Annotated in this window: 12 protein-coding genes and 1 tRNA gene; 10 read left to right on the top strand and 3 right to left on the bottom strand. The window is 44.2% G+C overall.

The window, feature by feature from the left end:
• The first annotated feature begins 50 nt into the window (after positions 1-50).
• Together gltB and gltD are read left to right on the top strand one after the other, a co-directional pair.
• Positions 51-4,613, top strand: a complete 4,563-nt coding sequence (gltB, locus tag MHB62_RS09830; RefSeq protein WP_032721972.1) for a glutamate synthase large subunit — start codon at positions 51-53, stop codon at positions 4,611-4,613.
• A gap of 16 nt (positions 4,614-4,629) precedes the next feature.
• Positions 4,630-6,111 carry a glutamate synthase small subunit gene (gene gltD / locus MHB62_RS09825; RefSeq protein ID WP_032721970.1) on the top strand — a complete coding sequence of 494 codons (1,482 nt, stop codon included), beginning with the start codon at positions 4,630-4,632 and terminating at the stop codon, positions 6,109-6,111.
• A 56-nt stretch (positions 6,112-6,167) separates the two neighbouring features.
• Here the strand turns inward: gltD and MHB62_RS09820 are convergent, their stop codons facing one another.
• The gene (locus MHB62_RS09820) at positions 6,168-7,157 is read right to left on the bottom strand and encodes a zinc-binding dehydrogenase (protein WP_032721969.1); all 990 of its coding nucleotides are present in this window, start codon (positions 7,155-7,157) and stop codon (positions 6,168-6,170) included.
• A 128-nt stretch (positions 7,158-7,285) separates the two neighbouring features.
• On the opposite strand from MHB62_RS09820, the gene yofA reads away from it, so the two are divergent.
• Entirely contained in the window at positions 7,286-8,143 is an 858-nt protein-coding gene (gene yofA, locus MHB62_RS09815) for a LysR family transcriptional regulator YofA (RefSeq protein ID WP_032721968.1), read from the top strand.
• A gap of 162 nt (positions 8,144-8,305) precedes the next feature.
• Here the strand turns inward: yofA and ggt are convergent, their stop codons facing one another.
• Entirely contained in the window at positions 8,306-10,069 is a 1,764-nt protein-coding gene (gene ggt / locus MHB62_RS09810) for a gamma-glutamyltransferase (RefSeq protein WP_032721967.1), read from the bottom strand.
• A gap of 184 nt (positions 10,070-10,253) precedes the next feature.
• On the opposite strand from ggt, the gene MHB62_RS09805 reads away from it, so the two are divergent.
• The 3 genes from MHB62_RS09805 (at position 10,254) to MHB62_RS09795 (ending at position 11,470) form a co-directional block, all read left to right on the top strand.
• Entirely contained in the window at positions 10,254-10,484 is a 231-nt protein-coding gene (locus MHB62_RS09805; protein WP_032721965.1) for an excisionase family DNA-binding protein, read from the top strand.
• Positions 10,485-10,799: 315 nt separating this feature from the next.
• Entirely contained in the window at positions 10,800-11,345 is a 546-nt protein-coding gene (locus MHB62_RS09800; RefSeq protein WP_003231473.1) for a site-specific integrase, read from the top strand.
• 52 nt (positions 11,346-11,397) lie between these two features.
• Positions 11,398-11,470: transfer RNA gene (locus MHB62_RS09795), tRNA-Arg, on the top strand.
• A 92-nt stretch (positions 11,471-11,562) separates the two neighbouring features.
• Here MHB62_RS09795 and iseA read toward each other — a convergent pair.
• Positions 11,563-12,108, bottom strand: coding sequence for a DL-endopeptidase inhibitor IseA (gene iseA / locus MHB62_RS09790; protein ID WP_029727238.1), 546 nt, complete (start codon positions 12,106-12,108; stop codon positions 11,563-11,565).
• 285 nt (positions 12,109-12,393) lie between these two features.
• Between iseA and MHB62_RS09785 the strand changes: the two genes are divergently transcribed.
• The 4 genes from MHB62_RS09785 to ppsA all read left to right on the top strand — a co-directional run bounded on the left by MHB62_RS09785 (position 12,394) and on the right by ppsA (position 24,462).
• On the top strand, positions 12,394-13,785 hold the full coding sequence (locus MHB62_RS09785; RefSeq protein ID WP_029727239.1) for an MATE family efflux transporter: 1,392 nt from the start codon (positions 12,394-12,396) through the stop codon (positions 13,783-13,785).
• Between the two features lie 133 nt (positions 13,786-13,918).
• The gene (gene galM, locus MHB62_RS09780) at positions 13,919-14,896 is read left to right on the top strand and encodes an aldose 1-epimerase (RefSeq protein WP_029727240.1); all 978 of its coding nucleotides are present in this window, start codon (positions 13,919-13,921) and stop codon (positions 14,894-14,896) included.
• A 33-nt stretch (positions 14,897-14,929) separates the two neighbouring features.
• Complete coding sequence (dacB, locus tag MHB62_RS09775; protein ID WP_032721961.1) at positions 14,930-16,405, top strand: D-alanyl-D-alanine carboxypeptidase/D-alanyl-D-alanine-endopeptidase; 1,476 nt, start codon at positions 14,930-14,932, stop codon at positions 16,403-16,405.
• Positions 16,406-16,776: 371 nt separating this feature from the next.
• The gene (gene ppsA / locus MHB62_RS09770; protein WP_160214989.1) at positions 16,777-24,462 is read left to right on the top strand and encodes a plipastatin non-ribosomal peptide synthetase PpsA; all 7,686 of its coding nucleotides are present in this window, start codon (positions 16,777-16,779) and stop codon (positions 24,460-24,462) included.
• Positions 24,463-24,466: the final 4 nt, after the last annotated feature.

Genomic DNA, 24,466 nt, shown 5'->3' with positions numbered 1-24,466 from the left:
GTTAGATTTTATGACCGGTATTATCGGAAATTGATCGGGGGAGAGAAATTATGACGTACAATCAAATGCCAAAAGCTCAAGGTCTCTACCGTCCTGAATTTGAACATGATGCATGCGGAATCGGCCTATATGCACACTTAAAGGGCAAGCAGACTCACGCCATTGTCAAACAAGGACTTAAGATGCTTTGCCAGCTAGACCATAGAGGAGGGCAAGGCAGTGATCCGGATACAGGAGACGGAGCCGGCTTACTGGTTCAAATCCCTGATGCTTTCTTTAGAAAAGAGTGCAAAGACATCAATCTGCCAGAAAAAGAACGTTACGGGGTAGGAATGGTCTTTTTCTCACAGAAAGAAGATGAAAGAAAAAAAATTGAAAAGCAAATCAATGCACTGATTGAACAAGAAGGCCAAGTCGTTCTTGGATGGAGAACTGTACCTGTAAATGTCGGAAAAATCGGAACAGTGGCGCAAAAAAGCTGTCCGTTTGTCCGTCAGGTATTTATCGGCGCAAATTCTGATCTAAAGGACAATTTATCTTTTGAACGAAAATTGTATGTCATTCGTAAACAGGCTGAAAATTGGGGAGTAACGGAAGGTCTTGATTTTTATTTTGCCAGTCTTTCAAGCCAGACCATTGTTTACAAAGGCCTTTTAACACCTGAACAGGTTGATGCATTTTATTCGGATCTGCAAGACGAAGCATTCGTTTCTGCTTTTGCGCTTGTTCATTCACGCTTCAGTACCAATACATTCCCTACATGGGAAAGAGCGCATCCTAACCGCTATTTGGTTCACAACGGTGAAATTAACACCCTTCGCGGAAATATCAACTGGATGAGAGCACGTGAGCAGCAATTTGTTTCTGAAAGCTTCGGTGAGGACTTAAACAAGATTTTGCCGATTCTCAATGCTGACGGCAGTGACTCTTCCATTTTGGATAACGCATTTGAGTTTTTTGTGATGGCTGGACGCAAACCGGCACATACGGCAATGATGCTCATTCCAGAGCCTTGGACGGAAAATACGCATATGTCCAAGGAAAAAAGGGCGTTCTACGAGTACCATAGCTCCCTGATGGAGCCTTGGGACGGACCGACAGCCATTTCATTTACTGACGGTAAACAAATCGGGGCGATCCTTGACCGGAATGGTCTCCGTCCGGCCCGTTATTATGTCACAAAAGATGATTATATTATTTTCTCATCTGAAGTAGGCGTTATTGAAGTTGAACAGGAGAACGTTTTATATAAAAACCGCCTTGAGCCTGGGAAAATGCTTTTAATCGACCTGGAAGAAGGCCGTATTATCTCCGATGAGGAAGTCAAAACACAAATTGCAACTGAGTATCCGTACCAAAAATGGCTTGAAGAAGAGCTTGTACAAGTAAATCCTGATCCGGAGTCAAGAGAAGAAGAACAATTTAGTGATCTTCTTACTCGCCAGAAGGCATTCGGATACACATATGAGGATATCCAAAAGTATCTAATTCCTGTTATTAAAGAAGGCAAAGATCCCCTTGGTTCAATGGGGAATGACGCTCCGCTTGCTGTACTATCTGACCGAGCGCAATCACTGTTTAACTACTTTAAACAGCTGTTTGCACAAGTAACGAACCCGCCAATCGACGCGATTCGTGAGCAGCTTGTCACTTCAACGATGACTTGGCTCGGTGCGGAAGGCGATCTTCTTCATCCAAGTGAACGAAATGTTCGCCGGATTAAACTGTATACACCTGTTTTATCCAATGAACAGTTTTACGCATTGAAAACGATTGTTCATCCAGATTTAAAAAGCCAAAAAATTGATGTGCTGTTTTCAGAGGATCTTGAACGCGGATTAAAGGACATGTTCACACAAGCAGAGAAAGCCATCAGCCAAGGCGTAAGTTTGTTAATTTTATCAGACAAAAAGATGAACGAACGACTGACACCAATTCCGCCGCTTCTGGCAGTAAGCGCGCTGCACCAGCACTTAATCCGCAAAGGGCTGCGTACGAAGGTCAGCATTATTGTGGAATCGGGAGAAGCACGTGAAGTGCATCACTTTGCAGCGTTAATCGGTTATGGCGCAGATGCGATTAACCCTTATCTCGCTTATGCGACCTACAAGCAGGAAATTGATGAAGGCCGTTTGGATATCAGCTATGAAGAAGCGGTCAGCAAATATGGAAAAAGCATTACTGAGGGCGTCGTAAAAGTGATGTCCAAGATGGGAATTTCAACTGTGCAAAGCTACAGAGGCGCCCAAATCTTTGAAGCGGTAGGAATCAGCCGCGATGTGATCGACCGCTATTTCACAGGTACTGCATCACAGCTAGGCGGCATCGATTTACAAACAATTGCAGAAGAGGCACAGCGCCGCCACCGGGAAGCGTATCAGGATGATTACAGCAAAACGCTTGAACCGGGAAGTGACTTCCAATGGAGAAATGGCGGAGAGCATCATGCCTTTAATCCGAAAACGATTCATACTTTGCAATGGGCGTGCCGCAGAAATGATTACAGTCTGTTTAAACAGTATACAAAAGCGGCTGATGAAGAACGCATCGGATTTTTGCGGAACTTGTTCGCATTTGACGGAAACCGCAAGCCTTTGAAGTTGGAGGAGGTTGAATCCGCTGAATCGATTGTCAAACGTTTTAAAACGGGTGCGATGTCATTCGGGTCCTTGAGTAAGGAAGCGCACGAAGCTTTAGCAATCGCAATGAACCGTCTTGGAGGAAAAAGCAACAGCGGTGAAGGCGGAGAAGATCCCAAACGCTTTGTTCCAGATGAGAACGGCGATGATAGAAGAAGTGCGATCAAACAAATTGCATCCGGACGGTTTGGTGTCAAAAGCCATTACCTCGTCAATGCTGATGAGCTGCAGATTAAAATGGCTCAAGGTGCTAAGCCGGGTGAAGGCGGTCAGCTTCCTGGCAACAAGGTATATCCATGGGTTGCCGATGTCCGCGGGTCAACGCCAGGTGTCGGATTAATCTCACCTCCGCCACACCATGACATTTATTCGATTGAGGATTTAGCCCAGCTGATCCACGATTTGAAAAATGCCAACCGTGACGCAAGAATCAGCGTAAAGCTGGTGTCAAAAGCAGGTGTAGGAACAATCGCTGCAGGTGTTGCCAAAGCGACTGCAGATGTCATTGTGATCAGCGGCTATGACGGAGGTACAGGCGCTTCTCCGAAAACCAGTATTAAACATACAGGGCTTCCGTGGGAGCTTGGCCTTGCAGAAGCACATCAAACACTAATGCTGAACGGACTTCGTGACCGTGTTGTATTAGAAACAGACGGAAAGCTCATGACGGGCCGCGACGTTGTGATGGCTGCCTTGCTCGGCGCCGAAGAATTTGGTTTCGCAACGGCTCCGTTAGTTGTACTCGGCTGTGTCATGATGCGTGCCTGCCATTTGGATACATGCCCTGTCGGTGTAGCGACACAAAACCCAGAGCTTCGCAAAAAGTTCATGGGGGATCCTGACCATATTGTGAACTATATGCTGTTCATTGCTGAAGAGGTTCGTGAGTACATGGCTACGTTAGGCTTCAAGACATTTGATGAAATGATCGGCCGCACTGATGTACTTCATGTAAGTGAACGGGCGAAGGGGCACTGGAAAGCAAGCCAGCTTGATTTGTCTACACTTCTTTATCAGCCTGAAGGGGTGCGGACGTTCCGATCGCCGCAAAATCATAAAATTGATCAATCGCTTGATATCACAACAATTCTCCCGGCTGTACAAGAAGCCATCGAATCTGGAAAAGAAGCTGATATTTCGATTGAAATCAATAATACAAATCGTGTAGCCGGAACGATAACCGGCAGTGAAATCTCAAAGCGTTACGGAGAAGAAGGTCTTCCTGAAGATACAATCAAGCTGCACTTTACCGGATCAGCCGGCCAAAGCTTTGGAGCTTTCGTTCCTAAAGGGATGACGCTTTATTTGGACGGAGACTCAAATGATTACGTCGGAAAAGGGCTTTCTGGCGGAAAAATCATCGTCAAGTCACCAGAAGGATTCAACTCTGCTTCGGATGACAATGTCATTATCGGCAACGTGGCTTTTTACGGTGCGACAAGCGGAGAAGCATATATTAACGGACGTGCTGGTGAACGCTTTGCCGTTCGAAACAGCGGTGTGAACGTAGTTGTAGAAGGTATTGGCGACCACGGCTGTGAATACATGACTGGCGGCAGCGTTGTCGTTCTCGGTGATGTAGGCAAAAACTTTGCGGCAGGTATGTCCGGCGGAATCGCTTATGTACTGGCCGAAGATGTCAAAGCGTTTAAACGCAAATGCAACCTTGAGATGATTTTATTTGAATCATTAGAGGACGAGAAAGAAATCCAGCAAATCAAAGCAATGCTTGAAAGACATACTGCATATACAAACAGCCAAAAAGCAGAAGATTTGCTTGATCAATGGGAAGACAGTGTGAAAAAATTCGTCAAAGTCATTCCGAAAAACTATAAACAAATGCTTGCAAGCATCCAAGAGCAAAAAGCTGCAGGTTTATCAGATGAAGAAGCCATCATGTTCGCTTTTGAGGCCAACACGAAGCCAAAGCAGAATACAGCAGCATCGGGACAAAAACAAGCGGTAGTACAGTAAGGAAGGGGAGAGGAACATGGGGAAACCAACTGGATTTATGGAGATCAAACGAGAAAAACCTTCGGAGCGGGACCCTCTCACTCGCTTAAAGGATTGGAAAGAATATTCTGCTCCTTTTTCAGAAGAAGCATCGAAACGGCAGGGGGCGCGGTGTATGGATTGCGGTACACCGTTTTGCCAGATCGGTGCGGACATTAACGGATTTACATCCGGCTGTCCGATTTACAACTTAATTCCTGAATGGAATGATCTTGTCTACCGGGGCAGATGGAAGGAAGCATTGGAACGTCTGTTGAAAACAAACAACTTTCCTGAATTCACAGGGCGGGTATGTCCCGCTCCTTGTGAAGGATCATGCACTTTAGCGATTTCAGACCCGGCCGTATCAATTAAAAACATCGAGCGGACCATTATCGATAAAGGATTTGAGAACGGCTGGATTCAACCTAGAATTCCAAAAAAACGAACAGGCAAAAAAGTTGCTATCGTCGGGTCGGGCCCAGCCGGACTGGCGAGTGCTGACCAGCTGAATCAAGCGGGGCATTCTGTCACTGTTTTTGAGCGCTCAGACAGAGCGGGCGGCCTTTTAACATACGGCATTCCAAACATGAAGCTTGAGAAGGGCATTGTAGAACGCCGAATTAAATTGCTGACGCAAGAGGGAATTGATTTTGTCACGAACACAGAAATCGGTGTTGACATTACAGCTGATGAGCTAAAGGAGCAATTTGATGCTGTGATCCTATGCACAGGCGCTCAAAAACAGCGGGACCTCTTAATTGAAGGACGCGATTCAAAAGGAGTCCATTACGCGATGGACTACCTGACACTTGCAACAAAAAGCTATTTAGATTCTAATTTTAAAGACAAGCAATTCATTGATGCCAAAGGGAAAGATGTCATCGTAATCGGAGGCGGAGATACAGGAGCTGACTGTGTGGCTACTGCTCTGCGTCAAAAAGCCAAAAGCGTGCACCAATTCGGCAAACACCCGAAACTTCCGCCAGCCCGCACGAATGACAATATGTGGCCTGAACAGCCACACGTCTTTACGCTTGAATATGCATACGAGGAAGCAGAAGCAAAATTCGGAAGAGATCCGAGAGAATACTCCATTCAAACGACAAAAATGGTTGCGGATAAAAACGGAAAGCTGAAAGAGCTTCATACCATCCAAATGGAAAAAGTGAAAAATGAGCATGGAAAATACGAGTTCCGCGAGCTGCCTGGAACGGAAAAAGTATGGCCTGCTCAGCTTGTCTTTATCGCTATCGGCTTTGAAGGCACAGAACAGCCGCTGTTGAAACAGTTTGGTGTTGATTCTGTAAATAACAAAATCAGTGCAGCATATGGGGATTATCAAACAAATATCGATGGTGTATTCGCCGCAGGGGATGCAAGAAGAGGCCAAAGCTTAATCGTATGGGCGATTAATGAAGGCCGTGAAGTGGCGCGTGAAGTGGATCGATATTTGATGGGGAGTTCAGTTCTTCCGTAAATAAAGGGGATTATCATATAAGAGAAACCGGTCTGGCTGCCAGCCGGTTTCTTTTTTTATTCCATTACGATCCCGATGTTTCCAAACTGTCTGCCTTCCTGCATTCTTTTATATGCTTCACATGCTTTTTCTAAAGGATATATCCGGTCAATTACAGGCCGCAGCTTATGTTTGTTAATGAAAGCGAGCATAGCTTGAAATTCCTCACCGCTTCCCATCGAGGTTCCCAAAACATTGACCTGAGGAAAGAATAGAGAACGCACCGGAAAACTGAGATTATCCCCTGAGCTTGCCCCAAAGCTGACAATACGGCCATTTGGTTTTACATGGCGGAAGTATTCCGAAAAGAGGGCAGGTCCTATGCTGTCAAGAACAACATCCGCCTTTTTTCCCTGCAACTGCTCATCCCAATTGCTGTAGCTGTCAAATGCGTAATCAGCACCTAATTGCAGCGCCTTTTTTCTTTTCTCCTCACTGCGGGAGGTCACGCTTACTGTTGCCCCAATCGCCTTAGCCATAAATAAAGCATAGGTTGCCACACCGCTGCCGATGCCGGGTATCAATAGATGCTCGCCTTTTTTTAATTGCCCCTTTGTAAACAGAGCCCGATATGCAGTTAAAGCGGATAAAGGTAAAACGCCCGCTTCTTCCCAAGATAAATAAGCAGGTTTTTTGATTGCATTTTGTGAAGGAATGATCACATATTCAGCAAGTGTTCCGTCCGAAGGACCTCCCAGAATCTCAGGTACAGGTGGTACATTCTCTGTTAAATCCCAGTTCAATGTCGGGAAAATGACTACTTCTGTCTGAACAGTAACATTTTTCACGCCTTCACCAATCTCTTCGATGATACCCGCGCCGTCAGAACCCAGTATCATGTGAGGATCTTGTTCCGATTTGTTTTTCATAAGAAACAAGTCACGATGATTCAGGCCCGCGGATTTTAATTTAACCTTTACCTCTCCGTATCCAGGCTTTGTTGATGGAACGTCCTCGACTGATAACCCCTGAAGGCCGGCTTTTCCGTTGTGAATTACAGCTTTCATGCTGTCTGCCTCCTCATTGAATTGTATTTTCATATCTTTACATATTTTACATAGCGGTTTTCTTCGAGTAAAATGAACAAATATGATAGCCAATATCACTTTTCATCATAGCAAGCAGGTGAGAGCGCGTGGAAAGCGGAGATTTAAAGATTTTTCAGGCTGTTGCTCGCGAAGGAAGCATAACGAAAGCAGCCCAAATGCTGAATTATGTTCAGTCGAATGTGACAGCCAGAGTGCATAACCTTGAGGAAGATTTGAATATCAGGCTTTTTCATCGAACGAATCGGGGGATGAAGCTGACTGCTGCAGGAGAAAATCTTTTACAATATGCAGATCAAGTATTATCGCTGTTAGACAAAGCTGAAAAATCGACCCGTATGAGCAGGCAACCAAAAGGGCCTTTGCGGATCGGATCACTGGAAACGACGGCGGTAACGCATCTGCCTGAGCATGCAGCATCCTTCCTCAGGCGTTTTCCTGAAGTGGATTTATCAGTGAACACAGCGGATACGCATCATTTGATTCAACAGGTTCTTGATCATAAAGTTGATGGCGCTTTTGTATATGGGCCGGTTGAACACGCTGCAGTTAGACAACTCCATGTTTCCCATGATGAATTAGTTTTGATTTCATCACGAGAAGGGACGGCAGAAGACATGCTTCAGCAGCCGATGCTCTTTTTTGGGGCTGGCTGTTCTCATCGTGACAGGGTCAAAAGATTACTAGAGGAAGCAGGCATAGACAATCAAAAAATCATAAAGTTTGGCACATTGGAGGCTATTATAAAAGGTGTTTCCGCCGGGATGGGTACGGCGCTGCTCCCAAAGTCCTCTGTTGACTGCTCCGAGCATCGTACAAATGTATGGATTCATCAATTGCCACCAGCATATCAAGACTTAGAGATCGTCTTTATATACAGGAAAGACTTTTTTATTACGAGTGCGTTTCAGACATTTCTTGATGAGATAAACGAAATGAAAAGATGAAGATAGACGTGCATTAGCAGAATAAAGATTTTGTCAAAGAAGCAGTCATCATTCTGTCATTTTGGATTGCAATCAGGGATACAGAGCATCAGCAATGCCCGTTGTTATTAAAGATCTGCATGAAAAAACTGTACTCATTTGAAGCGAGTACAGTTTTTTTATTTATTTACGTTTTAAATTAATGCCGATCGCCGCTCCGTTTCTGCTTGAATCAGCTACACCTTTAAAGGTGCCGTTTTCATGGTCGATCGATATGCTTTGCACGTTTCCGATATCCACTGGACTTGTGCCGAATTTGTGGCCCATGCCGTTTAGCTTGCTGAGGACATCTTTAGGAACTCCGTCTTCGTAACGGTAAGAGCTCATGCTGTTTGTGTAAATTCTCGGCTCTTCAACAGCTGCTTTTAATTCCATACCATATTCAATGTGGTAGAGAATGGTTTGCAAAACGGATGAAATAATTGTGGCCCCGCCAGGAGATCCAACAGTGAGGACAGGCTTGTCATCCTTAAATAAAATCGTCGGGGTCATGCTGCTTAAAGGCCGTTTGTTTGGCTGTACTTCGTTAGCTCCGCCTGGTATCGCATCAAAATCCGTTAATTCATTGTTTAAAATAACACCGTAATCAGGGACCATAATACCGGTTCCGAATAGCTGTTCGATTGTTGTTGTATAGGAAACGACATTTCCCCAACGGTCAGCAACTGTAAAGTGGGTTGTTTGGCCTTCTACTTTGTCTTTCGGCTGTTCAACTTGTTTATAGTTTGCTGATCCTTCTTGGTATTTCCAAGGGTCACCGGCTTTCGGTTTTTTATTCACTTGATCTAGGTTGATTAATTGCTGGCGTTCTTTAATATAATCGGGGTGAAGCAAGCCTTTGAGAGGAACATTTACAAATTCGGGATCACCTGCGTAAGACGCACGGTCGGCATAAGACAAATGCATCGTTTCAGCAAGCAGCTGATATTTTTCCCATGAGCGGACATCGTATTGTGAAAGGTTAAAATCATCAAGGATTTTCAGCATTTGCAATAAGAAAATACCGCCGGAGCTTGGAGGAGGAGTAGTAGCGATTTGATAGCCTTGATAGTCTCCCCAAATCGGTTCATCAATTGTAATGTCGTAATTTTCTAAATCTTTTTCTGTCATTGATCCGCCGAAATCCTGGACAGTGTCAGAAAGCGTCTTGGCGAATTTTCCTTTATAAAAAGCGTCAGTGCCTTTGGAGCGAATAAGCTTAAATGTTTTAGCCAAATTCTTTTGAATAAGGGTATCTCCTTCTTTAAGCGGTTCGCCATTTGGTAAAAATACATCTTTTGCGGCAGTCCGTGAAAGTTTTTCCTGATAATCAGAAATGGCATCTGCCAACACAGAATCAATCGGAAAGCCTTTTTCAGCGAGTTTAATAGAAGGGGTAATTAATTGCTTCATCGAACGGGTTCCCCATTTATCCAAGGCTTCTTCCAGCCCTTTCAGAGTGCCTGGAACACCAACGGCAGTACCTTTTGTTACACGTTCAGAGAAAGGTATTGCTTTTCCGTTTTCGTCCAGAAACATATCAGGAGTTGCGCCTGCTGGAGCACGCTCACGGCTGTCGATTATCGTTGTATCCTTCGTTTTTCCGTCATACACCATCATAAAACCGCCGCCGCCAATACCTGACATCATCGGCTCTGTTACATTGAGTGCAAATTGAATGGCAACCGCTGCGTCAATAGCATTTCCTCCTTTTTTCAGCACATCAGCACCGATTTCAGAAGCAAGAGGATGTGCGGTCGCAACCATGCCGTCTTTTCCAACATCTACTTGTTTGTACTCATCGTAGCTTTTGGGCGGTTTTTTAGCTTCCGCGTGAAAAGGGACACTTCCAGCGACTAACAGAACACTAAGCAGAGCTGTTAAACAGACGTTCCACGTTCTTTTCATGTTCTCCCTCCTATATGAAGCTGTATTGTTACAATCTTAGCGTAAAAAAATTACAGCGTTTTCACAAGTGACAAATGGTATATTATATAGTACATAAAGCCGTTTTTCTGTGCAAAATTGATTATATTGATATGAGCCATGTGCTATATTAGAATCAGCATACGGATTAAGAAGGGACTGCTATATGTATTTAACGATTGAAGAAACAGCAGAATATACAAATCTTTCAGAGGATTATATTAAAAGCTTGGTGCTCGAAGGGAAAATCAGAGCCGTTCATGACGGGGAGCAATTTTTGATTTATAAGGAACAGTTCAAAACGCATCTCGAACAGCTGGAGAATTACAAAGCACTGGTGCATGAAATATTAAATGAACCGATCCCGGAAGATATTGATGTAAAGGATGAGGATTAGGACACAATTTGAAATTGTGTCTTTTTTTGTATATTTTTGCGGAAGCTCCAGAAAATCGGGAGTGTCAGATTTCGTTTTAAGAGGTTTTTTGATGATTAGTAGGGGGATAAGTATCCAAGAGGTTAAAAGCTTTATAAGAGGCTTTAAAGCTTATTTTATAGGGTGAAGGTTGGAAGAAGCTTTTTTAAAAGCTTATGTAACACTATGTATATTATGTTACATAAATGCCGCCGCACTTTGACATTCAACGTTTTTCAGCTATAATAGTAACATAGACCTCAAAACGTTACATAACGGTTTTTAAGGAGTTTTTTGATGCATATTGTACAGCCGATTCGCAGTCTAGAAAAAATCCAAGAAGTCAAACAGTATTTGCTTAACAAAAACAAGCGGGATTATTTTCTGTTTATTTTCGGCATCAACAGCGCGCTCCGCATTTCTGATATTCTGCCGCTGCAAGTGAAGGACGTTCAAAATAAAGATCATTTATGGGCGACTGAAAGCAAAACGAAAAAGAAAAGAAAGATTCTTATTTTAGAATCGCTGAAACAGGAAATATACGAGTATACGAAAGACATGAAGGAAAACGAATATCTTTTTAAATCAGTGCGGACCAGGAAGCCGATTTCCCGCATTCAGGCCTACAGAATTTTAAGAGAGGCCGCTGCGGCGTGCGGACTTGAGGAGATAGGGACGCATACACTCCGGAAAACGTTTGGCTATCATTTTTATCAGCGAACGAAAGACATCGCCGAGCTGCAGAGAATACTGAATCATTCATCACCATCAATTACAATGCGGTATATTGGTATTGATGAAGATACAACAAGAGCCGCGTATAAGGTTTTTGGAGGGCTTTAATACAAATCGCTTGAAAATATTGATCATCAGAGCTACTATATAAATACCAAAAGCTCTAGTAGCACAGCGGATAGTGCAGCAGTTTCCTAAACTGCAGGTCGGGAGTTCGAATCTCTCCTAGAGCGTTATACACAAAAAGACAACAGGCACTTTTCGCCTGTTGTCTTTCTTTATGCAAACCAAATTAAAAAACGCCCGCTTATCCCGGGCGTTTTTCTTATATAACTGCGTCAAATTGATTGACTTTCCATTTTTTATTTTCTTTCACAAATGTCACTTTCCGTTTTGCAGAAGGGGATCCGTCTAATGCAGGGACGGTAAATTCGTATGTGATTGTGCTGCCTTTTTTAGAGATCAGTTTAGCAGTTGATTTTTTCCAATTCAAAAGATTGTCTCCGTCACCGATTGGAACAGCAAGTTTTCCTTTTGAAACAGTGAAATGATAATCTTTAAAGCCTTTTTCGATTGCTGTTTTTGTAAAAATAGGAGTTAAATAATTCACCGCTTTTGCTTTAGTGCCTAGATCACTGCACATGTATACATATTGAAGATTTTGATACTCGAATGTGCCTGATGGGCAAACTGCTTTTTTCACCTTCGGATTGTGGCCGCTCATGGTGTTCCAAAAATGTTCTCTAGCGGATAATGCCAACTGTAATGCTTGTTTTTGTGATAAATCGCCTGATGTATTTTTCGCAAATGCATTTGTGCTTAATGACAGAATAAGTGCAATGGTTGTTAGAAATAGAAGACATTTTTTCATTATCGCTCTCTCCTTCAAAATCTCTTTCTCTTATGTTACAAATGTTACAATAATTACTGATAGATTACAATACTTTTGCATAAATTATTTTTTATTCTTTTACTCACAAAAAATACGCCATTACTTGCTAGTTTATTCTTCATAAGCTAAAAAGATGTGTAAAATTAGAAGAATCGGGAAGGGTTTCATAAGTGCAGTGATGAATAATAACATGTTACATATCCTGTTTTTGTCAAAAAATGAGGGCATGTTTAAAAACGATTTCAAATAAAGGAGTCCTTTAATATGGAAACATCACAAGAACCTCTTGTAACTCAAAAGAAAAGCAAACCATCAGTTTGGCGGTCGATGTCACTCTTTTTAGTGCCGCTTCTGCTGAGCAATGTGCTGCAATCAGTCGGCCAGCTAGTCGGGATGATGGCTGTAGGCAGATGGCTAGGTGTTGATGCAGTGGCAGCTGTATCATCCTTTTTCCCGTTATTTTTTCTTTTAATCTCATTTACAATTGGGATCGGTTCAGGAAGTTCGATTCTGATCGGACAAGCTTACGGAGCGAAAAATGAGGAACGGCTAAAGGCTGTTGTCGGGACGACGCTCACCTTTACATTTTTATTAGGCGTTGTGTTAGCCGTCATCGGCAGTATTTTCACCCTGGATATCCTTCGTTTAATGGGAACACCTGAAAATGTCATTCATGTCAGCGCTAACTATGCACGTATTTTATTTTATGCTATGCCATTTATGTTTTTATATTTTGCATATACTACCTTTTTGCGCGGAACAGGAGATTCCAAGACACCGTTTTATACGCTGATTGTGAGCACGGTCATCAACATCGCGCTTTTGCCTGTTTTAATCCTTGGCATGTTTGGTTTTCCGAAACTGGGCATATACGGCTCGGCATATGCAACTGTCATTTCCACGATTGCGACTTTTCTCGTGTTAATAGTGTATTTACGAAAGCGAAAACACCCGCTGCAATTTGATAAAACAGTGCGTCGTTATTTGAAAATGGATAAGGAACTGCTGGTTCTCCTGCTGCGTCTTGGGGTCCCAGCAAGCATCAATATGATTCTTGTCTCATTATCAGAGATAGCGGTTATTTCATTCGTCAATCATTACGGCTCTAATGCAACAGCTGCATACGGAGTGGTCAACCAGGTGGCCAGCTATGTACAGATGCCGGCCGTCAGCCTTGGTATTGCGGTTTCTATTTTCGCTGCGCAATCGATCGGAGCAAACGAGTCTGACCGCTTAAAGCAGGTCATTCGCGTTGGGATTTGGCTGAATTATATCATTGGCGGCGTACTGATCATTCTGATCTATGTTTTTTCACATCAGATTTTATCGTTATTTTTAACCGAGCAAGAGACGCTTTACATTGCGCACCGTCTTTTGATGATTACATTGTGGAGCTATTTGCTGTTTGGAAATGCCCAAATTATTTCTGCAACGATGCGGGCAAGCGGAACGGTTTTATGGCCGACCGTCATCAGTATTTTTGCAATCTGGGGAGTAGAGGTGCCTGTCGCTTTCGTCCTTTCTCACTATACAAAGCTTGAAATACTCGGCGTCTGGGTTGGTTATCCAGCTGCGTTTGCCGTCAGCTTGCTGTTGATTTATGGGTATTATCAATTCGTCTGGAAAAAGAAACAAATCACACGTCTCATCCAATAGCCTCCGAATCACACCGTTCATAAGTTTGAACGGTGTTTTTTTATTTGATAGGGGAAAATATAAAATGGAGGAAATATGGCACAGTACATTGAATTCTTATACTAGCAATGAATCAAGGAGAGGTTGAGTAAACATGGCAAACTTTATTGAGAAAATCACGTATTTGGGAACGCCGGCCATCAAAGCGGGCAACGAACATCTAGAAATGATTGTTGTCCCTGAGTGGGGGAGCAACGTCATTTCTCTCGTGGACAAAACAACAAATGTCCAGCTTTTGCGTGAACCGGAAACAGTAGAAAGTTTTCACGACACACCAACATTGTATGGCATTCCAATCCTGTTCCCGCCTAACCGCATAAGTGACGGTACATTCAGTTTCCGGGGCAGAACGTATCATTTTGATATCAACGAGAAGGATAAACACAACCATCTTCATGGGTTTCTTTACCATGAAAAGTGGAATGTCGTGACCACGAAGAAAACTGATGAAGGAGTGATTGTTGAAACAGAAATTGATCTTTCTGAGCTTCCCCATGTGCAGAATCAATTTCCTCATCATGCCGTCGTTCGGATGACATACACGATCAAGGGGAATACCCTATTTAAACATGCGACGGTCATGAACAAAGGAAAGGAAGCGTTTCCTTGGGGAATTGGTTATCATACTACATTTGTGTTTCCGGCAGAAAGCTCGTTATTCTCCCTGACAGCAGATCAGCAATGGGAGTTGGATGAACGCCTGCTGCCGACCGGGAAACTGATGGATGTACCGAATAAAGAAGCTTTGCATGAAGGAATGGATTTGCGCCACAAGCAGCTGGATGATGTCTTTTTATCTTCTTATCAGAAGAGGGGCGGAGAAAACCAGGCAGTCATTTATCATCAGCATGCACATATCAGCATTATTTATAAGGCAGATGAACAGTTTAAACATTGGGTTGTATACAATGCGGACGGAAAACAAGGGTATTTATGCCCTGAGCCTTACACATGGGTGACAAACGCTGTGAATCTTGATTTACCTTCGTCACTCACTGGTTTACAAGTGCTGGAGCCGGGAGAAGAAACGACAGCTAAAAGCAGTATCACCATTGAACTGAATCATCAATAGCCAATGATGAAGCGCAGAGAGGCGGGGAAATTAATGAAAAAAAGCATAAAGCTTTATGTTGCTGTTTTACTGCTTTTCGTCGTTGCTTCGGTGCCTTATATGCATCAGGCTGCGCTTGCCGCTGAAAAACAAGATGCACTTTCCGGGCAGATCGATAAGATTTTAGCTGATCATCCTGCCCTCGAAGGCGCAATGGCCGGCATCACCGTTCGCTCTGCGGAAACAGGTGCTGTTCTATATGAACATTCAGGAGAAACCCGAATGAGGCCTGCCTCTTCTCTAAAGCTTTTGACAGCGGCCGCGGCACTTTCTGTCCTTGGCGAGAACTATTCTTTTACAACCGAGGTCCGGACGGATGGAACACTGAAAGGGAAAAAGCTGAATGGTAACCTTTATTTGAAAGGGAAAGGCGATCCGACACTTTTACCATCTGATTTTGACAAAATGGCTGAGAAATTGAAACATTCCGGCGTAAAAGTAATTAAAGGCAATCTGATCGGTGATGATACGTGGCATGATGACATGCGATTATCACCTGATATGCCTTGGAGCGATGAATACACATATTATGGCGCGCCAATCTCCGCTCTAACAGCGTCTCCGAATGAAGACTATGATGCAGGCACTGTGATTGTTGAGGTCACCCCAAATCAAAAAGAAGGGGAAGAGCCTGCCGTGTCTGTCTCTCCGAAAACCGATTATATAACGATAAAGAACGATGCTGAAACGACTGCTGCCGGTTCAGAGAAAGACCTCACAATCGAAAGAGAGCATGGAACAAACACGATTACAATTGAAGGGAGCGTACCGGTTGACGCAAACAAGACAAAGGAATGGATTTCTGTCTGGGAGCCTGCCGGATATGCCTTAGATTTATTTAAGCAGTCACTAAAAAAACAAGGTATTACGGTGAAAGGGGACATCAAGACGGGTGAAGCACCTAGTTCTTCAGATGTGCTGCTCTCTCATCGCTCAATGCCTTTATCGAAACTTTTTGTGCCGTTCATGAAATTAAGTAATAACGGACATGCCGAAGTGTTCGTAAAAGAGATGGGGAAAGTGAAAAAAGGAGAAGGGAGCTGGGAAAAGGGGCTCGAAGTGTTAAACAGTACGCTTCCGGAATTTGGTGTTGATTCTAAATCACTCGTCTTAAGGGACGGATCAGGAATCTCACATATTGATGCTGTATCCTCAGATCAACTTTCACAGCTGTTATATGACATTCAGGATCAGAGTTGGTTCGCGGCTTATCTAAATTCTTTACCTGTTGCGGGCAATCCTGACAGAATGGTGGGCGGAACGCTGAGAAACCGCATGAAAGACACTCCTGCACAAGGAAAAGTAAGAGCAAAAACCGGATCGCTCAGTACGGTAAGCTCTCTATCGGGGTACGCAGAAACAAAGAGCGGAAAAAAACTTGTTTTCTCTATTCTTCTAAATGGATTGATTGATGAAGAGGATGGAAAAGATATTGAGGATCAAATCGCTGTCATTTTGGCAAATCAATAATAGCGGCAGACCTGTTTTCCAAGAGAAAACAGGTTTTTTTATGTCTGTAATAACGCTTTGTCGAACCTTCCAACAATTAGAAGAATGATGCACAAAAGAAAATTAGTTCGATTAAAAAGTAGTGTATAAGACCTTATGTAAAACAATACTTTTATCACTTTATATCCGGAAATTTGATAAAAAAAGAAACGAAAAATAAAGAAATAATACTATATTCAAAAAAATGTTATAAAAATTTAATGTTTTTTATTGTACTTTAAAAAATATCCGTTAATATAGTGCATATATGGATTATATAGTCATATAATTTCTTTTATTGACATTTTTCTGCTTTTTCTTATCCTCTTATTATGAGAACTGGAGGGAATCCGTTGAGCGAACATACTTATTCTTTAACCCATGCCCAAAGGAGAGTGTGGTTTACCGAACTGCTGGAGCCAGATACCAGCATTTGCAATCTCACAGCCTGTGTGAAATTCAAAGGCAATATTAAGCTTGATACTCTGGAGGGAGCGCTGAATCATTCCATCTCCCGCAACGACGCCATTAGATTTCAGCTGTTAGAAGGAGAAGAGCTTGAGCCGCGATTGCACCTTACTGAATATAAATATTATCCACTTAGAATAATTGATTTTTCAAATGTTGAAATGATAGAAATAGAGCAATGGATTCAGGATCAAGCGAGCATTCCATTTAAACTGTTCAACTCGCCTCTTTATCAATTTTACCTCCTTAGAATTGACTCTCATGAAGTTTGGCTATTTGCGAAATTCCATCATATCATAATGGATGGAATCTCTTTAAATGTGATGGGAAATCAAATTATAGATCTTTATCAAAAAATGAAAAAGAAAGATCCTTTACCTGATCAGCCGGAACCTTCTTACTTGAGCTACATCGAAAAAGAGAGTCAATATCTACAATCTCCACGGTTTGCAAAGGACCGTTTATTTTGGACGCAAACCTTTGAGCACCCGTTGGAATACCACTCGTTAGCCGACCAGACGTCCTTACAAAAACAGAGCACATCTGCATCCAGAGACACCATCATTCTTTCACCTGATCTAGAGCAAACGATTCGAATCTTCTGCGAAGAACACAAGATCAATATCATTTCCTTATTTATGGCTTCATTTTACATATGCATCAGCCGAATCACTTCTAAAAAAGATCTTGCCATTGGCACCTACTATGGCAACAGAGGTTCAAAGGCTGAAAAAGAAATGCTCGGCATGTTCGTTAGTTCCCTTCCAATCAGAATAACGGTTGATCCTGACACAGATTTTCTTTCCTTTGTCCGCACAATAGGCAGGGAACAGCTTTCTGTTATGCGTCATCAACGGTTTCCTTATAATTTGCTTGTAAATGAATTAAGAAATGAACAGAAGGATTTACACAACCTTATCGGTATATCTATGCAGTATCAGCCACTTCAGTGGCACAATGCAGATGATTTTGACTATGAAACAGCGCTTTATTTCAGCGGATACACCGCGAACGAACTTTCAGTTCAAATACAAGAACGGATAGACAATGGAACCATTCAATTAAATTTCGACTATCAAAATACCTTGTTTTCTCTTGAGGATATTAAACGAATACAATCTCATCTGCTTACCATACTGGAAAACGCCCTTCAACATCCGCACAGCTTTATAAGAGAATTAGATATGACGAATACAAGAGAAAAGCAAAAATTGTTGTATGAGTTTAACAAGACGGAAGCTGTTTCGCCTAAAGCTTTCACCCTGCATGGGCTGTTTGAGCGACAGGCAGCTTTCACACCGGAGCGGCTGGCCATTCGCTTTTCAGGCGGTTCGCTGACATACGCTGAGCTTGATATGTACGCCAGCCGGCTGGCTGCGCACCTTGCGGCACGCGGCGTCACAAACGAAAGTATCGTCGGTGTCCTGTCTGAACGCTCACCTGACATGCTGATCGCTGTCCTTGCTGTATTGAAGGCCGGCGGGGCGTATTTGCCGCTTGATCCTGCGTATCCAAAGGAGCGGCTGAGCTACATGCTGAAAGACAGCGGGGCATCGCTCTTGCTGACACAGCCGGGATGCTCCGCACCAAACTTTTCTGGCGAAACGCTTGAAGTGGACATGACATCTCTTGCGAGCGAAAAAGCAGAAAACCATGAGTTTACTCCTGCTGACGGCGGATCTCTCGCCTATGTCATCTATACATCGGGCTCTACCGGGCAGCCGAAAGGAGTGGCCGTTGAGCACCGTCAGGCTGTTTCCTTTCTGACCGGCATGCAGCACCAGTTTCCGCTTTCGGAAGATGACATTGTCATGGTGAAAACCTCTTTTTCCTTTGATGCGTCTGTGTGGCAGCTGTTTTGGTGGTCGCTTTCCGGTGCTTCGGCGTATCTGCTTCCGCCCGGCTGGGAGAAAGATCCGGCATTGATCGTAAAAGCCATTCATCAGGAAAACGTGACAACGGCTCATTTTATTCCGGCTATGCTGAACAGCTTTCTCGATCAAGCGGAAATCGAAAGGCTGAGTGACAGGACAAGCCTGAAGCGTGTATTCGCCGGAGGTGAACCGCTTGCGCCGCGTACGGCAGCCCGTTTTGCTTCTGTATTGCCGCAGGTATCATTAATCCATGGTTACGGGCCGACAGAAGCAACGGTAGACGCGGCATTTTACGTATTGGATCCAGAACGGGACAGGGATCGTTTGCGGATTCCGATTGGGAAGCCCGTACCTGGTGCGCGTTTGTATGTTTTAGATCCGCATTTAGCCGTACAGCCTTCCGGTGTCGCCGGCGAACTGTACATTGCCGGAGCGGGTGTTGCCAGAGGTTATTTGAATCGGCCGGCATTAACGGAGGAGCGTTTTCTTGAAGACCCGTTTTACCCGGGGGAACGCATGTACAAAACCGGGGATGTGGCGCGCTGGCTCCCTGACGGGAATGTTGAATTCCTCGGGCGCACGGATGATCAGGTAAAAATCCGCGGCTACCGGATTGAGCCGGGAGAAATTGAAGCGGCACTAAGAAGCATAGAAGGCGTAAGAGAGGCGGCTGTTACCGTACGGACAGACAGCGGGGAGCCGGAATTATGCGCTTATGTAGAAGGGCTCCAAAGAAACGAAGTGCGTGCACAGCTTGAGAGACTGTTGCCGGGCTACATGGTCCCAGCCTATATGATAGAGATGGAACAGTGGCCGGTTACGCCAAGCGGAAAGCTCGACCGAAACGCCCTGCCAGCTCCTGGCGGAGCGGCAGATGCGGAGACCTACACGGCGCCGAGAAACGTGACTGAGATGAAGCTTTCTCAGCTGTGGGAGGACGTGCTGAAAAATGGCCCTGTCGGGATTCACGACAACTTTTTTGACCGCGGGGGACATTCCTTAAAAGCAACGGCGCTTGTCTCACGGATCGCCAAAGAATTCGATGTACAGGTGCCGCTAAAAGATGTGTTTGCCCATCCGACAGTAGAAGGACTGGCTACCGTTATCCGTGAAGGAACGGACAGTCCATATGAAGCGATTAAGCCCGCTGAAAAACAGGAAACCTATCCGGTTTCCTCTGCCCAAAAGCGGATTTATGTCCTTCAGCAGCTGGAGGACGGAGGGACAGGCTACAATATGCCGGCTGTGTTAGAGCTCGAAGGGAAGCTCAACCCTGAAAGGATGGAGAGAGCTTTCAAAGAGCTGATCAAGCGCCACGAGTCGCTTCGGACCTCCTTCGAACAGGACGCAGGAGGCGATCCGGTGCAGCGCATCCATGACGAGGTGCCGTTTACGTTACAGACTACAGTTCTCGGCGAACGAACCGAACAGGAGGCCGCAGCCGCATTTATCAAACCGTTTGATCTCAGCCAAGCGCCGCTGTTCCGTGCCCAAATCGTAAAGATATCAGATGAGCGGCACCTGTTGCTGGTTGATATGCATCACATCATTTCAGACGGTGTTTCCGTCAACATTCTGATTCGGGAATTCGGCGAGCTGTACAATAATCGGAATCTTCCGGCACTGCGCATTCAATATAAAGATTATGCCGTATGGCGAGAAGGATTCAAAACAGGAGACGCGTACAAAACGCAAGAGGCGTACTGGCTGAAGCAGCTCGAGGGCGAGCTGCCTGTGCTGGATCTTCCGGCTGATCATGCCCGCCCGCCGGTGCGAAGCTTCGCGGGTGACAAGGTCTCATTTACGCTGGATCAAGAGGTTGCATCAGGCCTTCACAAGCTGGCACGTGAAAACGGAAGCACACTGTACATGGTGCTTCTTGCGGCTTACACCGCGTTCTTGTCACGCTTAAGCGGACAGGAAGATATCATCGTCGGCTCGCCAATTGCCGGCCGGCCGCACAAGGATCTTGAGCCGATACTCGGCATGTTTGTGAACACGCTGGCGCTTCGGACGCGCCCGGAGGGCGGGAAGCCATTCGTACAGTATTTGCAGGAAGTGCGTGAGACAGCATTGGAAGCCTTTGAGCACCAGGATTACCCGTTCGAAGAGCTTGTCGATAAGCTTGAATTGACACGAGATATGAGCCGGAACCCAGTGTTTGATGCGATGTTTATCCTTCAAAATGTGGAAAAACAAGACATAGATCTGAGAGAAATAAAAGTCCGGCCTGCCAATTTCGCACATCACATTTCCTTATTTGATATCACATTAATAGCTACGGAAATAAGTGGATCTATTTGCTGCGAAATGGAATTTAGTACAGAAGTATTCCTGAAAGCTACGATTGAACGCTGGGCTGATCATTTTATCGAATTTCTGCATGAGGCACTTTCAACTCCTGAAACAAGCCTTGCACAAATAAACATACTTAGTGATAAAGAAAAACAAAAAATAGTCTTTGAATTTAACAAAACTCAAGTTGAATTTGCTCAAAAAGATGTTCCTTTTCATCGCATATTTGAAGCGAAAGCTGAAGAAATTCCAGAACATATAGCTGTTATTGATAACGAAACAGAGATTAGCTATCGGCTTCTAAATGAAAGAGCCAATCGTCTGGCACGAACATTGCAAAACAGAAAAGGACCGAAGCCAACTGTGGCTGTTTTAGCCAAGCGGTCCATTGATGCAATTGTTGGAGTGCTGGCAGTGATGAAAGCTGGCGGAGTGTATATCCCAATCGATTCACATTATCCAAAAGCCCGTATTGAATATATTCTTCGTGATAGCGGGGCAGATATTCTACTTTCACAGCAGGAATTGAAGCATTTGATTTCAAACTTGCCTGAATCTGAGATGTCTCATATCTGCCTTGACGATGAAAGCACTTATGAAGAAAGTAACTGCAACCTTAACTTATCTCCTGCTCCTGAAGAGCCGGTATATATCATTTATACGTCAGGAACGACGGGTGCGCCTAAAGGTGTTATTGTCACCTATCAGAACTTTACTCATGCTGCTCTTGCTTGGCGTCAAATTTATGAACTGGATCGGAAGCCTGTCAGACTGCTTCAAATCGCGAGCTTTTCATTCGATGTCTTCTCAGGAGATTTGGCGAGAACATTGACCAACGGCGGGACTCTAATCGTTTGCCCAGATGAAACACGGCTGGAACCTGCTGAAATATATAAAATCATGAACTCTCAGAGAATCACGGTGATGGAGTCGACACCGGCTCTCATTATCCCGGTGATGGAGTATGTATACCGTAACCAGTTCAAGCTTCCTGACTTAGACATGCTGATCCTTGGTTCCGACATGGTGAAAGCTCAAGATTTCAAAACATTGACAGATCGCTTTGGCCAAAGCATGCGCATCATTAATAGCTATGGTGTCACAGAGGCAACCATTGATTCGAGTTTCTATGAAACCAGTATGGGTGGAGAGTGTACGGGAGATAACGTACCAATCGGCAGCCCGCTGCCGAATGTACACATGTACGTACTCAGCCAGACTGATCAAATTCAGCCGATCGGTGTTGCCGGCGAGCTGTGCATCGGCGGGGCAGGTGTTGCGAAAGGCTATCATCATAAACCTGACTTAACGCAAATGAAATTTACAGAAAATCCATTTGTCTCTGGAGAAAGGCTGTACAGAACCGGTGATCGAGCATGCTGGCTTCCAAACGGAACGATCAGGCTTCTTGGCCGAATGGATTATCAAGTAAAGATAAATGGATACAGAATTGAAACAGAAGAAATTGAAAGTGTTCTGCTTCAAACGGGGCTTGTCAGAGAAGCTGCTGTTGCCGTTCAGCATGATAAAAATGGACAGGCTGGTTTGGCAGCATATATTGTGCCTTCAGACATCAATACGAATGCTCTCCGTGCTGCTTTAACAAAGGAGCTGCCAGCGTATATGATTCCTGCACATCTGATTCCTTTAGAAAACATGCCGCTGACCCTAAACGGAAAGCTGGACAGAAATGCCTTGCCGGCTCCAAATAATGTGTTATCGCGTCCATATACCGCACCAGTTAACGACATACAAAAAACGATGGCGTATATATGGGAAGATGTACTGAGCATGTCACGAGTCGGCATTCACGATTCCTTTTTTGAGCTTGGCGGAGACTCAATTAAAGCATTACAAGTGGCAGCACGTCTGGCAGCTGAAGGCTGGAGCATGACAATACGCGACTTATTCCGTTATTCAACGATTCAGGAACTATGCGGACATATCACACCATTGGCATCTCAAGCGGACCAGGGACCTGCGGAAGGTGAAGCTGAACTCACCCCGATTCAGCGAAGATTTTTCGGACAGGTACATGCTTTTCACTATCATTACAACCAGTCCGTCATGCTTTTCAGTGAAAAAGGATTCAATGCTAACGCGCTTCATCTAGCGCTGCGTAAAATAACCGAGCATCATGATGCCATTCGCATGATTTTCCAACGTGACCAAAACGGCCATGTCATTCAGTTTAATCGCGGAATCAATCACAAGGATCATGAACTGTTTGGCCTTTATATTTCAGATTGGACAAAAGCATCGCTGGAAAGGGCTCATCTTGATGAAAAACTTGCCGCTGAGGAAACCGTCATTCAAAGCAAAATGAATGTAGAAAAAGGGCCTTTGCTGCAAGCAGGTTTGTTTAAAACGGCAGAAGGGGATCATTTGCTGATTGCACTTCATCATCTTGTGATAGATGGCGTTTCTTGGAGAATTCTGCTTGAAGATTTAGCTGCAGCATATCAACAGGCTTTAGAAAAGAAAGAAATCCAATTACCGCCAAAAACGGATTCTTATTTATCCTACGCCGATGGTCTTACCCAAATAGCTGAAAGTAAACAATTGCTTTCAGAGAAAACGTATTGGCAAACGATTTTAGACGCTCACACTGCTTTTCTTCCTAAGGACATAGAAAATGTGCCGGACAGACTCCAAATGAACAGCGACGCAGCAGCGTTTGTACTATCCGGGGACTGGACTGAAAAATTGCTGTTTGAAACCCAGCAAGCCTATGGTACTGATGCCAACGAACTTTTGCTTATGGCTTTAGGAATGGCGCTTTCTGAATGGACTGGGCATGACCAAATCGTGATCAGCACTGAGGGACACGGCAGAGAAGGGCATGTGCCAAACATTGATATTTCAAGGACCGTTGGATGGTTTACCTCCATTTATCCTATTTTGCTAGACATGGTTATTCCCGAGCCTTTCGAGGATCAGCTCGCATACCGAATTAAGACGACAAAAGATATGCTGAGAAGAGTGCCGAACAAAGGAACTGGATACGGATTGTTAACACACATAGGAGAACTGCGGCATAAAGAGCCTGAGGTCAGCTTTAATTATCTCGGTCAATTTAGCGAAGAGAAAGAAGCTGATACGTTTCAATTATCATATTACCAGCCCCGTTACGAAATAGCGGGTGAGAGAGAACGAGAGTATGAGCTAGACATCAATGCTCTCATTACGGACGGACGGCTTCAAGTAAAAGCGGTATACACCCAGGCGTTCAGCAAACACTCAATTGAGTGCTTTATGGATCGTTTTCACAGGCATCTTATCGAGACGATTGAGCATTGTTCGCAGAAAAAAGCACGCGAAAAAACATTGAGCGATTTCAGCAATAAGGAATTAACGTTGTCTGCATTATCTAGCATCGAAGATCTCGTGAAAGATCTTTAACTTT

Origin of the sequence: Bacillus sp. FSL K6-0255 (assembly GCF_045040725.1) — a bacterium.
GTDB classification, from domain to species: Bacteria; Bacillota; Bacilli; order Bacillales; family Bacillaceae; genus Bacillus; species Bacillus subtilis.
The sequence above is the reverse complement of the archived record's forward strand: the minus strand, read 5'-3'. Positions and strand labels throughout refer to the sequence as shown.

Coding starts and splice junctions, on each gene's coding strand:
- gltB (WP_032721972.1), top strand. CDS start 51: ATGACGTACAATCAAATGCCAAAAGCTCAAGGTCTCTACCGTCCTGAA.
- gltD (WP_032721970.1), top strand. CDS start 4,630: ATGGGGAAACCAACTGGATTTATGGAGATCAAACGAGAAAAACCTTCG.
- MHB62_RS09820 (WP_032721969.1), bottom strand. CDS start 7,157: ATGAAAGCTGTAATTCACAACGGAAAAGCCGGCCTTCAGGGGTTATCA.
- ggt (WP_032721967.1), bottom strand. CDS start 10,069: ATGAAAAGAACGTGGAACGTCTGTTTAACAGCTCTGCTTAGTGTTCTG.
- MHB62_RS09805 (WP_032721965.1), top strand. CDS start 10,254: ATGTATTTAACGATTGAAGAAACAGCAGAATATACAAATCTTTCAGAG.
- MHB62_RS09800 (WP_003231473.1), top strand. CDS start 10,800: ATGCATATTGTACAGCCGATTCGCAGTCTAGAAAAAATCCAAGAAGTC.
- iseA (WP_029727238.1), bottom strand. CDS start 12,108: ATGAAAAAATGTCTTCTATTTCTAACAACCATTGCACTTATTCTGTCA.
- MHB62_RS09785 (WP_029727239.1), top strand. CDS start 12,394: ATGGAAACATCACAAGAACCTCTTGTAACTCAAAAGAAAAGCAAACCA.
- galM (WP_029727240.1), top strand. CDS start 13,919: ATGGCAAACTTTATTGAGAAAATCACGTATTTGGGAACGCCGGCCATC.
- dacB (WP_032721961.1), top strand. CDS start 14,930: ATGAAAAAAAGCATAAAGCTTTATGTTGCTGTTTTACTGCTTTTCGTC.